Here is a 13,468-nt window from a genome sequence, read left to right on the forward strand (position 1 = left end):
TCCGCGCCCAGGGGCTACGGAAGGACAGTTATTGTTGTTGTGTCTTCCTACGGGGAGTCAGGAAGAGTGTGCGTTGATTACAGCCTTCAAACGGGGTTGTGACAAATCCTTGGGAGCACTTGGACTGATACTTTTTTGCACTCGTTAGGTAAACAGCTGAAACCATCAAGCGTGGTGTGTCGCGTATTCACGCGGCAGCAGCGAGGGGGCACCGTTGCATTGGCTTCCCTCGCTTCTTTCATCATGCTAATGGTTCAGCGGTCAAAGCGTGACGGATTCCTTGGGTGCTTTGGCGGGGCCGAAACGTACAGGTCGATAATCGACTGGAAGCGTGACATATACCGGTTTTTTCGTTGTTCCCATATTGGCCTCGACAAGAGTGCCCACGTCCTTTCTAACGGTAAAGACTCTGAATTTATTATGATAGATTTTATTCAGGTCATTTTCCGCGATCCACTCGATGTCTTCTTGCTTGAATTTCGGGTACTTTGTCCTGGCGCGCTTTAATAGCAGTTGATATTGCTCATTCAGATCTGTACCCGCCATCCATTCGGTCGTTACCGGACCTTCAAATCCCTTTACGGGGACGCCCGTTAGCTTATTCAACTCGTTAGCGAACGAACGAGTGCCGCCACTTGCGGAGAAGCAGGTCAATGTCCGGACATTGGCGTAGTCACGAATGTCTACGCCTCGATCCAGCAGCTTTTGATTAACCTCTGCGGCCGAATAGCGTGCGTCATTGTCACCGACGATTTTTATCGGATCGCCTGGGTTTTCTGGCTCAGGGGCGTGTCCGATAATATTGAGCCGGGGCTTTCCATCATAAGTATCGACAAATGTCTGGATTTCGCCATCAAGTGGCCTGACCGTTTCCATCGGGCCTCCCAGCCTGATTCGGCCATACAGGGCGTCGGTGACGGCTTGCGTTGTGTCAAGGCTGATTGGCCGGGTCAGGTCTCTAACCCGGGCAATATCAAATCTGCGCTGTGCCATCGCATTGATATCAAAGACACCGACGTTATATTTTGGTCCCGTGAATGCGTTGCCAAAATGGTTGAGTCCTTTGCCGACTTTGCCACTGTTCAGTGTTTTTTCCAGCCCGGCTTTCATTGATGTTTCTGAATTGAATGTCGCCAAACCATAGTTGGGATCGTAATAAAACCAGCTTTTTTTGCTGGCGTCGGCGGGGTCGACCCTAACCCCCGCGAGCATGCCATGATCTTTCGCGCCGATCAGCAAGGTCTTCGAAGTCTCGGCGTTACCCAGTGTTGTGCCAATATCCTTGTAGGGCGTGAGGACGCCTGAGGTCCCGGTTTGAAAGGTGCTTTGTCTGTCTACGTTAGCTTGCAACGCTGACAGCTCTGAGATGAATTTTGAACCGCCAGCGGACTTCGGGTTGGCCATGGCCATATGCACGTTATCGATCAACGTGTTTTCGGTGCCCTCCGAGAGCGCGAGCGCCATCGTATTGGACAGGGCAGCACATTCACCGTCTGAGCCTGGTTGTGTCAGGGCAAGATAATAGCCTTGGGACATTCCACGACTGGTTCCGCCCGCACCCTCTACTTCTCGATTGAACGTCTCAATGTTGATGCGGGAATCGGCAATGATGAGTCTTTCCCGTTGCCGAACCAGGCTTCCCACTTGTTCGGCGCTTAGCGGGGTGTCTGCAATCAGTTGTCTGATTCGGTCTTTGCCCATGTCGCTGCGGTAGCCCGGTATAGTTTCCGGTTTCAAGCTGTTGTAGCCGGCTTTAAAGGCTTGCTCATCTCTTAGCTGCGCGTTCATGAGGTTGATCTCGAACCTAGCGGGTATATCCGGATCGGGTTTGGCATCGGAAAAAAAGTCAAACAGGCCATTGACGTTGCGTTGGTTACTTTCGGGCACGAACCCTTTTAGCGCAGGCCCATCAGCCGCCATTGTCTTGGGGTTATAGGCATACCACTCGCCGTCCTGGAAAATGGCCGTGAATTTGACAAGTGCAGAGGTATCGCCGTTTCTCACCGTGCCATCAACCATGTCCGCAGTCGGGACAAACGCCTCTCCAATTGGCTTTGTATATTGGCCGCCCTGCATTCGGCTCACTGAGCTGAACGCCTTCTCGGCGCCGGTGGTAGTCAGGTCTTGGAGCACAATGCTTTCTGTTTCCTCGATCCCAAACCTTTCGACGAATTTCGCCGAGGCCTTGGCCGCCGCCCAGGCCGCGCCGGATTTGGCCACATTGCAGAGTTTGCCGACGCCCTCGGTAAATACGTAGATCGCGATATCAACGCCCAGGTCTTTTACCGCCTCCGCATATTCACCGTGGTAGACGTCCACGAGGCTCGAGCCTCCCGGTAAGAAGCGCAAACCTTTTTGGAAGTAGTCACTGAGCTCCAAACCGTTTTCAACAGCGTTGTTCAGCCCACGTTGCGTAGCGAGTGCAGCCGCCTTGTTCAAGTACACACTGTCAACCAGCACCTCGGCGAGGTGCTGTATTCTTGTTCCGTCATAGCTGGAAAGGTCAGTTTTGTCGTTCTCCGCATATAAGGGCCGCCTGCCGTGTGCAAAGTGATCCGGGTCGACGAGGCTGTTTTGATCAAGGCGTGTTATGAGGACCTTGGATTTGATATCCGGTTTTGGCTGGGCGTTGGTTTTAAACGCGGCTGTGTCGACGGTTTCTTCGGTGGTTTGGCCGTAAGGTGCTCTCTGTTCGATATTGGGGACCGGCACTATTTTTCCATAGGCTGGATAGATCGCGAACGTTCTGGACTGGTCCTTATGGGTGAACTGCATCAGGATGCCACTACCGGTGCCTTTCACTTGCAGGATTGTCGCAGAGCCATTGTTGACGATGTCTCGGTCCGCCAGCGGTAGCTGGCTGAACATGTTTTTGAACAGGGAAATGGTGTGGGTCCTGCGTAGGGCGAAGTCTTCTTCAAATGCCTGATTGAATTTCGCGTTGATGTCAGGCAACTCGGAGGCGCGCGCGCGAAGTGCATCGAAGTCGGGCCCCCTCGTTGACTCCCAGCGCCAACTTTCACCCAGGCGGCCAGCTTCATAGACGTCGACAATACTTGCCCGAGTATTGGAAAACATTCCAAACGGGCCAACCATTTCAGTGAGGTACGGACGCTCATAGTGGGTATCGGTACCCCATTTTTCCCTCAGCTCTGACAGGGCCATTTCCCTTCTGCTTGGTGGGTTGAAATTACTCAAGTAGTGCCTGGCACTGGAGATGTCATCATTTTGTTTTTTGAGCTTCTCCTGGCTGCTGGCGAGCTGTTCAAGGGTGTATTCGTCCTTGTCATTTCTCACGATATGGCCATTCACGATGGCCCAATCCAACACCGGGTTCATCCGGGCGACAGAGTGCAGTTGGGATTCACGTTCGGAAATGGGGCTGATCCGGTGAAGGTTCATGACTTGCCCGAAGGTCATACCCGAGGCGGCACCGGAAGCATTCAGTTCGATCCGATTGACGGCGGTCATAAAGCTGACCCAATCGGTCGAGCCCAGCGTCACGGTCGATGGCACATCGTTAACCAGCAGATGGGGCGCAGCGCCCGTCATCAACAGGTGCGCGGCTACTGGCGCAAGGTTTGCCGGGATTTTTCGATTTGTGGTCAAGTGGTTGTTGAACAGCTCACGAATCTTGTCCGTGCCCAACCCCCAATTATCCTTATGCATCAGATCAAAGCCTGCGAGGCTATTGCGTGAGGTGCCGGCCTCGGGATCAAGCTCCAGTACCAAAGCGGTCAGCAGCCACTGCTTGAGACTGGTCGAAGTGACTGCACCTTTCATCTCGGTTTGCAGATTCGTGGCCAGTTCCAGGGCGCTGTCACTGGACAGCAGTTGGTCCAGTGCTTGTGCAGGGCTGCTGCTGAGCTTGGGCACTTGGGCACTCAGGTGGCTCAGGAGGTTGGGATGGGGGCTGATGGATTGTTTTACGAAGGTACTCACGGCCTCGCGTTGGGCCTTGCTCAGCGGGAGGGCCGAGGCCAGAAACCCACAGTTATTACCCAGTGTCGGCGCTTGCGGCAGGGGAGTCTGCAGAGCCTGTAACAGGTTGTCGACCCGCGCTGCCGACTTCGCCTCGTACCAGCCCTGATCCGTGAGGAATTTCTGCACGGTCGTCACGCCTTTAGGGCGGTGGGATGAGCCCGGATCGACAATGAAACGGGTGGTGTCGTCGTTGTCGATATTGCCGTGCTTGAGCTGACTGATCAGTGCATAGCGATCATTGCTATCCCCCAATGCGGTTTTTTGCTGGTTCAGCCAATTCACCATTTGTTCCGGGTGGTCCGGGTTCCTTGGGAACTTCTTCATGCTTTCCAGCTGCGTCATGCTGCGTTCGAATGCCTGGCTGCGGGGGTGCGTAGTGATGCCATAAAAACGGCCTACCCATTCCAGCGGTGCGTTAGTGGTGCTGGCGTCAGACAGCGTGATCGGCCTTCCAGGCGTCGCAAATACCCTGGCGGCGTTGAGCACCGGCGCCAGCACGTCGAAATGCTCGGGGTAGTTTTTCGCAAAATCGGCGGCGCTGAAGCGCTGGTCAACGCCGTTGACTTTGCCGATCAGCGCCTCGCGATTGGGGTCAAAGCGCAAGGAGGTCAAATCAACCTTGTGTTTCTCCGCCCACTCGATGAAACCGCGCGCCTTGATGGCTTTGTCCAGGTAGCTGCGCCATTGGCCGAACAGGCTGGCGGCCGGGATCGGTCCGATCATCTTCATCGAGGCTTGGGTCGGGTTGTTTTTCACCTCGCGCATTGCGCGATGCGTAGCGACGGCCAGTGCGCTTTCGGCGCTGGCCAGGGCGTCTTGCGGGGACCGTGCGCCGCCCACTGTCGCGCTGGAGCTGGGCTCGACAGCCGCCGCCAGGGTTTCAAGTTTAGAGAGGGGCGCGGGCGCGTCGGCACGCTGTTGCCTGATGGTGTATTGGCGCTCACGTACACCTTTAGAGAAGTTGTCGCCCGTGCTGGGGTCAATGAGTGCCTTGAAGCCATTGTTACGGGTCATCTCGGTACTTCGATCAAGCAGCGATATCAGCGCGCGTTGACGCCAGTCGGCTTGTTGGCCGTTTTGTTGGCGAGGGATCTCTTCGTTGTAAAACCTCATGACCTCATACAGCGATGCAGAGGGTGGGGAGGGGTATCGAACAGGTAGCTCCACTCCAGCCGCCATCTGCCGGACTGCATCTGCAATTTCTGCCCAGACAACACCCCAGCCCGAAAGATCGTTCGGGACAAAGGGGGTATCCTTTCCATTTACCTTGCCTGTCAGCTCACCGGTGACGGGGTGGATACGAACGCTGCCGGGCTCAACGTTGTGCTCTTGTGCAAAGGTTGTAAAGGCACTGCCGGTCAGCGCATCCAGAAGGTTTTTGCGCACCTGGTTGAAGGTCGAATACTCCGGAATCTCTTTGAGCACCGGCGGGAATGCTTCGCCTTCGACTCGGGCTTGAGGGGCGAGCCTCATCACGGCCTGGCTGCACTGCTGCGCCAGGGTTCGATCGGCGTCCTGGACCTTTCGTGCCGTAGTTGAAGATGTGAACCTATCAAGGCGTTGCGTCAACTGATCCGGCGGTAAATTCATAAGCCGCTGACTGGCTTCGTTTTGTCGCTGTTTGACCGGGGCGTAAACGGTCGCGTAGTGCGGATCGGTGCTGCTGAAGGCGTGGAAGGTACCCTCGCGCAGCAATTGTCCGATGCTGAACAGCGTGTCGTCGCTGCGTATGCCGCCCAGTTGCAGGCCGTAAAACGAGGCTATGTTGTAAGCCGATGCGTGTTCCCTATCGCGAAACATGACAACGCCTTGTTTCCCCGCAAAGACTTTTCTGGCTGCGCTCATCACTTGGGTCGACGCCGCTGCCCAGTCCGCGTCCCGATGCAGGTAGAGGTTGACCGGCACGTTGTCGCGCATTTCGGTCAGTTGTCCACTGGAGTCGATCATCAATCCGCGAACATCGATCTTCCTGGCCTCGGCAAACGATTTAAAGGGTTCCGAGTGCAGCGCCTCGGCAAGTTCGGCCCAGGCTTGGCCGAAGGTTGAGTCGGCCGGGATGATCACCTTGTCCTCGGCATCGCTGGAGTGACCTTTCTCGACGGCAAGCCGTTGGCGCATCAAGCTATTGGCCACACCTATGGCCAACTGCCGGTCACCGCTGTCGATCAAGGCATCGGTGAATTGGCGAACCGCCGCATTGCGCGTAGCGGAGGCCGGTTCAGGGGCTTGCAGATCTCGGCGTAAGCGCAACGGGGCAGGGCGAGTGTTCGAAGTGTGGGAGGCCGAACTGTCGAGTATTTCCTGAAGAAGTTGAGCGTAGGTTTTTTGCGCGTCGAGGGCGCTTGGCTGGTTCAGGTGTTGCTCCACCTGATTGCGCAGCGCTGTGTCCGTCAGTGGCTCATGACTGCTTTTAATCAACTGGCTGATGCGCTCGGCTACGCTGGGGTATTCCTTTGTCACGGCGAATCTGAGCAATTGCTCGATACGTTTGCGGGCTGACGCCAGTCCATCACTCGATTGCGCGGACGCGGGGAACGTTTGAATATCCTGGAGGCGTTTATGAAAAAACTCGATGACTTTAGAGCTTACTGAGCCTATGGGGGGCGTGGACCGATTCATCTCGCTTGAAATCGTGGTGCTGACAGTGTGTGGCGGATTAAAGCTGATCATGGGACTGCCCCTTTACCGGCGTATTTATAAGAATGGCCTCTCGACAGATACAGAGAGGTACTTCAATACGTGGCCAAGGGACTGATGGGCGTTCCTGTGCAGGGCTGTGAGAACGTTGAGTGATTGTAAGTCTTTGCCTGGATTGGTCAGCGCAGGTTTTGTTGCGTGAAACGCTGCGCTGCCAAACGCCAGGCGTACGAGGGGGTCCTATCCCTGCGCGGCCAACCCGCCGATATACCCATGAGAATAGGGGGTCTTCGGTTTTACGATAAGCTTCTCCAACCATGTTGGGTCCAGCGGGTCAATGGATTTGCCTCCCTCCAAAATCTTCAGGTTTTCACGACTCCAGCGCTTCATGACTTCGCTCAATTTCTGTGTGTACTGGCTGGCTGGGCAGACGATATCTGCCCATGCATCGACAATCCAGGCATCCGCCCAAGCAGGTTCCGAGAAGTCTACTGTGCCTTGGGGGAGCGTGGAGGGACCTCCGACGACGGTGAACGCATGCGCATCTGAAGCTTTCCATTCGTAAGCGCTGCCACCGCTTTTTTCAATGATGTCCTTGGACAGCAAGGCCATTTCTCCACAGTTGCCAGCGCCGGCTTTCAAGATCAGGCTCGGGCGATTCAAGGCATGTTCCGGCACGGTTCTGCGTAACCATTCATTGGTCATGTTTGCCGCCTCTGCGCGTGCCTTGTCCGCTGTTGAGCGGATGATATTGCCGGGCCCCAGCCCGGTTGCCTTCATGGCGCGATCCACGCTGTTTTTTGCCTGGACTGCATAGAACTCGTTTTTTCGTCCTTGTGTCCAACCGGCGAAATCGCGGGGTGGGTTGACCCTGGCAACTTGGTTCGGCCGCAACGCTATATCCGGTTTGCCTATCGCCCTGGTCCGCTGCAACTGATAGATCACTTCGCGCTGTTGTTCGTGAGTAAGGCCTTTACACGATGCTTTTAGTTGATCGATGTCTTCTTTCAGGAAACCGGAACGCTCCAGCTCTTTAAAGGCTGAATCCAGTTTGGGCAACGCAATGAAGTTGGCATCAAAGGGCGCCTCATTGACAGTTTGACGAATACCGAACGCGCTTCGGTAACCTTCTACCAGCGGAAAGTCCTGGGGCGTGCATTTATTGAACGTCAGTTCGCCGGTGGAGGTGTCATTCAGCTTGGTGTAATAAAACTCTGCGGTATCAGCCTCTATCACCAGGTATTTGGTTTTACTTGCGCCCCTCTCCACAATCACGCCTCGAAGTTCACGCTTGTCATTGCAGTCATCGCTGATTTTGTTGAGCTTGACCACCCGGGTTTCCTTCGCAAACGAATCACTGGCGTGTGCGCCGGAAAAACCAAAATTGGGATCGTGTTTCAGGCTGCCGCTGATCTGCGATTTGTAGACGATGGGTTTGTTCTGAGGCATCGGGACCAGTTGGGGGCCCATATCGCCATCGACCACCTTGTATCGACGTCGCTCGAAAATGACAACTTGGTCCCTTCTCAAAAAACCTGGCGTCGAGGGGAACAGGCGCTGGTGTTCAAGGGCTTGAAGATCCCGGCGCGATGTTTCGGCGACGATCTCTATTTCCTTGGAAAAGCACGTATCACTGGCCCCGCGCCTGACCCGGCCCAGTGCAACCGGAGGGGCTGGACAGGTCGCTTCAAAACCCTCCAGGGGCTTAAAGTGATCGGCTGACTCCAGATCGCTCAGCACGCCAGGGGTGCGGGTGTCGTAACGGTAAACCTTGCCCTCATTGACCAGATCAAAGCCATGGCTACGGGGCAGGGTATAGGCGTCGGCCGCCAGTGGTTTTTCCGTGACCAGTGCTTGAGTACCGTCCGAAAAGGTCTCTTGTCTCACGACTGAAGACGTATCAGAGACGAACCCTTCCAGGGCTGGCCCGTAAGCTGTCATGGTCTTGGCGTCGTAGGCGTACCATTCTCCATCTTGCCGCACCGCGGTGAGCCTGATCTGCTGCGCACTGCCGGATTGAATAAGCGCACCGTCGGCCCTGTCGGTCGCCATGTTCCATTCACCGTCCGTCTGTTCCACCAGAGGGCTGCCCTGCATACGGCTGACTGCGCCGGACGACTTCGCAGTATTGGCGGCAGTCACGTCTGTAACCGCCATTGAGGCGACGGCTCTTTCGGCTGCAGATTCAACGGCAGTTTCTCCAAACTTGACGGCTGCACGTTCGAAGGCCTCCGCGGCGACTGACCAAACCTTTCCTAATGCACCAGGGACGACAATGCTCAGCGCATCAAATAAGAGGTCCCGGCCGGCCTCGGCGTAGTTGCCTTCGTAAAGGTCTTCGACGCTGCTGACGCCAGGGATCATGCGCGCCAGGGAATTGAGCCGTTCAAGAAACGTGGGGCCTTCTGTTTCCAGAGGGTTATGACCATGATTGATCGCCTTGTACTCGTCTTTGCGCAGGAAGTGTGAATCGACGCAGATGGTGGCGATTTTCTCGAGTTGCTCATTGAAGAACGCGGGCGCCGCGTTTGAGCGGGTGTCGCCGAATGTGGCCCGACCGTCATTTACCAGCTCCCCATTCACCAGCGTGCTCGGTGTGACGCGGTCGACGATGACCTTGGAGATCATTCCGTCTCGTGGCGCCGCCGCCGAATCGAAGGCGGCGAAGTCCAATGGCAATTCATGGGGGCCTTCATCGGCGCCGTCATAAATCTTGCCGAAATGCTTGTTCGTACCGCCTATGGGCATGGGGTTCGGCAGTTTCGACATTGTTTTTACCGTGCCCGCATCGGGGAAGACGGCTACATCGGTGATGTTCCCGTTGTGTCCGGTCGCACGAATCAGTAGGCCATGGCTGCCTTTTTTACCGGTTTTGGCGCTGAGGTTTTGCCATATGCTGGTGTCTGATTCGCGAACGCTGTAGTACTCAATCCTGCCGTTGGCCAGATGGTTGCGGACTTCGGCCGGGAGCCTGGACAGCAGGTCCTTGATAATCACGATCGAGTGCGCGCGCCGAGGGACGAAATCGCTTTCGATCGCTGCGTCGTACTGTGTATTGACGTCGGGCAATTGGTTCGCCTGATCATGCATTGCCTGGATAGGGATACGCGCATCCCTGGCTTCCCAGGCAGGAGTGGTCGAGCCACTTGTCAAACTATCGATCAGGTTTGTTGGCTTGTACGTATCCCCCAATTGTCCGGCTTCATAGGCTTCGACCACGCTCGCCAGGGTGCCGTATAACTGATCGCTCTCTCTCCAGAGGCTGCGTTGTTCATAGGGGATTCCCTTACCAAATTTTTGCTCGAGGTTCTCAAGTGCCAGGGCTCGTCGTGTGGGCTCAGGGTTATCCTTGATATAGCGTTTGGCCTGCGCCACAGCAGTGGTTTGTTCACCCAGTGCCTTGATACACGCTTGCAACAGCTCTGGCGTGTACTCGTCATTTGAATTCCTGCCGATGATGTCATTGATGATCCCCCAATCAATCAGAGGGTTCATTTGCGCTCTGAGCAATTGCAGCTGTTCATGGGAGGAGAGAGGCTTGACCTTGTGGTAATCCATCACTTGCTTGAAGTTCATGTGCCGCGTGGCGCCGGGCGCTATTTGTTCGATCCGGTTTACAGCCGTATGAAACATCGCCCATTGGGGTGTGCCCTGAACAAGAGACGGGGGCAGATCGTTAACCAGAAACTGCGGTGCGGCACCTGACATCAGCAAATGCGCCGCAATCATTGCCTTCTGAGACGGCACGTCGCCGGTGCCGGGCTGATCAAGGTGGAGTGCAAAGCCTTGGCGTATTTCATGCGCAGGCCTGCCCCAGTTTTGCGCCTGCATGAAGTCATAACCCGCCACACGATTGCGCTGCGTGCCGGCCGCGGGATCAAGCTCCAGTACCCACGCGGTCAGTAGCCACTGCTTGAGACTGGTTGAAGTGACTGCACCCTTCATCTCGGTTTGCAGATTCGTGGCCAGTTCCAGGGCGCTGTCGCTGGACAGCAGTTGTTCCAGCGCGCGTGCAGGGCTGCTGCTGAGCTGAGGGGTTTGCGCACTCAGGTAGCTGAAGAGGTTGGGATGGGGGACGATGGATTGTTTCACGAACCTACTCACGGCTTCGCGTTGGGCCGTGCTCAGCGGGAGGTCCGTGGCCAGAAAACCCCAGTTGTTGCCCAATGTCGGAGCTTGCGGCGTAGGTGTCTGCAGTGCCAGTAACAGGTTATCGACCTGCGCTGCCGACGTGGCTCCAAACCAGCCCTGATCCGCGAGGAATTTCTGCACGGTCGTCTCGCCTTTAGGCCGATGGGACGAAGCCGGGTCGACAATGAAGCGCGTGGTGTCGTCGTTAGAAAGGTTGCCCTGCTTGAGCTGATTGATCAGTGCATACCGATCGTTGCTGTCACCCAATGCGGTTTTTTGCTGGTTCAGCCAATTCACCATTTGTTCCGGGTGGTCGGGACTCCTTGGGAACATCTTCATACTGTCCAGCTGCGTCATGCTGGTGTCGAATGCCTGGCTGCCGGGCTGCGTAGTGATGCCATAAAAGCGGCCTACCCAGTCCAGCGGCACGGTGTTGCTGCTGGCTTGAGACAGTGTGAACGGCCTTCCAGGCGTCGCAAATACCCTGGCGGCGCTGAGCACCGGCGCCAGCACGTCGAAATGCTCGGGGTGGTTTTTCGCAAAGTCGGCGGCGCCAAAGCGCCGGTCAACGCCGTCGATTTTGCCGATCAGCGCCTCGCCATCGGGGTCAAAGCGCAGAGAGGTCAAATCAACCTTGTGTTTCTCGGCCCACTCGGTGAAACCACGCGCCTTGATGGCTTTGTCCAGGTAGCTGCGCCATTGGCCGAGCAGGCTGTCAGCCGGGATCGGTCCGATCATCCTCGTCGAGGCTTGGGCGGGATTGTTTTTCAGCCCGTGCATTGCGCGATACGTGGCGGTGGCCAGTGCGCTTTCGGCGCTGGCCAGGGCGTCTTGCGGGGACGGTGCGCTCTCCACCGTCGCGCTGAGACCCGACTCCACAGCGGCCGCCAGGGTTTCAAGTTCAGAGCCGGTAGTGGGCGTGTCGGCAAGCTGTTGGGTGATGGCGTATTGGCGCTCACGTACAGCCGTATACCAGGTGCTGTCCGCGTGGGGGTCTGTGAATGCCTTGAAACCGTTGTTACCGGTCATCTCGATACTTCGATCGAGAAGCGAGACCAGGGCGGGTAGGCCGTTTTGTTGACGAGGTATCTCTTCCTTGTAAAACCACATGACCTCATACAGTGATGCAGAGGGTGGGGAGGGGTATCGAACGGGGCGTTCCGCTCCGGCCGCCATCTGCCGGATTGCATCGGCTATTTCTGCCCAGACGCCACCCCAGCCCGAAAGATCGTTCGGGACAAAGAGGGTGTCCCTGCCATTCACCTTGCCTGTCAGCTCACCGGTGACGGGGTGGATACGCACGCTGCCGGCCTCAACGTTTTTTTCTTGTGCAAAGGTGGTAAAGGCACTGCCGGTCAGCGCATCCAGGAGGTTTTTGCGCACCTGGTAGAAGGTCGAATACTCCGGAACCTCTTTGAGCACCGGCGGGAAATCGTCGCCTTCGATTCGCAATTGAGGTGTGAGTTTCAGCATGGCCTGGCTGCACTGTTGTGCCAGGGCCCGATCGGCTTCCTGGACCTTTTGCTCCACGCTTGAGGGTGTGAACTGCTCGAGGCGCAGTTTCAATTGATCCGGCGGTAAATCCATGATTCGTTGGCTGGCTTCTCGCTGTCGCTGTTTGACCGGCGCGTAAACCGTGGCGTAGTTCGGATCGGTAGTGTTGAACGCGTGGAAGTTGCCCTCGCTCAGCAGTTGTCCGATGGCAAGCAAGGTGTGGTCGCTTTCGATTTGACCCAGTTGCAGGCCGTAGAAAGCGGCGACGTTGAAGGCCGAAGCTTGATTGCGCCCATGGAAATCAACGGCCAGCGAGGTGTTCCCGGCGATCCTTTTGACTGCGGCCAATACCGCCCCTGACGCGGCTGCCCAGCGGGCGTCGTTACCCAGGGAGAAGTCGGCAGGCGGCTCCTTGCCTGTTTCGATCAGGCGGCCTTCGGGAGTCATGGTCAGTTGGGAGAGATCGAGCTTCCTGGCCTCGGCAAACGATTTGAACGGTTCCGAGTGCAGCGCTTCAGCCAGTTCTGCCCAGGCGTGGCCGAAGGTGGAGTCGGCCGGGATGGTCACCTTGTCCTCGGCATCGCCGGAGTGACCTTTCTCGACGGCAAGCCGTTGGCGCATCAAGCTATTGGCGACGCCTATGGCCAATTGTCGGTCACCGTTTTCAACCAAGGCTTCGGCGAACTGGCGAACGGGTGCAATGCGTGGGGCGGAGGTTGATGAAGTATCACGGCGCTTTCGGCTCAGGCGCGGCGGGGCAGGGTAAGTGTTTGGTGCACTGGGCGAGGCGCCATCCAGTATCTCCTGAATAAGCTGGGCATAGGTTTTTTGCGGATTGATTGCGCTGGGCTGGTTGAGTCGCTGTCCCACCTCATTGTGCAGCGCTACGTCCGCCAGCGGTTCACGTGTGTTCTTGATCAACTGGCTGATTTGTTCGTCCAGGCTGGGCTGTTCTTTGGTGACCGCAAACCTGAGCAACTGCTCGATGCGCGTGCGGTCTGGCAAGGGTATATCACTCGCTTGGGCGCTCGCCCGCATGGGTTGAGCATCGTTCAAGCGTTTAAGAAACAGCTCGATGACTTGGGGTGTCACTGACCCGGCAGGTTTTGTGGGCAGATTCAGTTCCTTTGGAATGAAGAAACCTGGCGTGTGCGACGGCCGAACATTGATCATGGAACTACCCTATGCCTGCGTAGATTGAGTTCCCCTCTTGCTGGTTAAA

At 56.5% G+C, this 13,468-nt stretch carries 2 protein-coding genes; both read right to left on the reverse strand.

Annotation, left to right across the window (positions count from 1 at the left end; translation table 11 throughout):
• Positions 1–261: 261 nt before the first annotated feature.
• Positions 262–6,654, reverse strand: coding sequence for a hypothetical protein (locus BLW22_RS12170; RefSeq protein WP_074846467.1), 6,393 nt, complete (start codon positions 6,652–6,654; stop codon positions 262–264).
• A gap of 207 nt (positions 6,655–6,861) precedes the next feature.
• Complete coding sequence (locus BLW22_RS12175; protein WP_143045123.1) at positions 6,862–13,419, reverse strand: hypothetical protein; 6,558 nt, start codon at positions 13,417–13,419, stop codon at positions 6,862–6,864.
• Positions 13,420–13,468 lie beyond the last annotated feature (49 nt).

This window comes from Pseudomonas marginalis (genome assembly GCF_900105325.1).
Lineage (GTDB): Bacteria > Pseudomonadota > Gammaproteobacteria > Pseudomonadales > Pseudomonadaceae > Aquipseudomonas > Aquipseudomonas marginalis.

Coding starts and splice junctions, on each gene's coding strand:
- BLW22_RS12170 (WP_074846467.1), bottom strand. CDS start 6,654: ATGATCAGCTTTAATCCGCCACACACTGTCAGCACCACGATTTCAAGC.
- BLW22_RS12175 (WP_143045123.1), bottom strand. CDS start 13,419: ATGATCAATGTTCGGCCGTCGCACACGCCAGGTTTCTTCATTCCAAAG.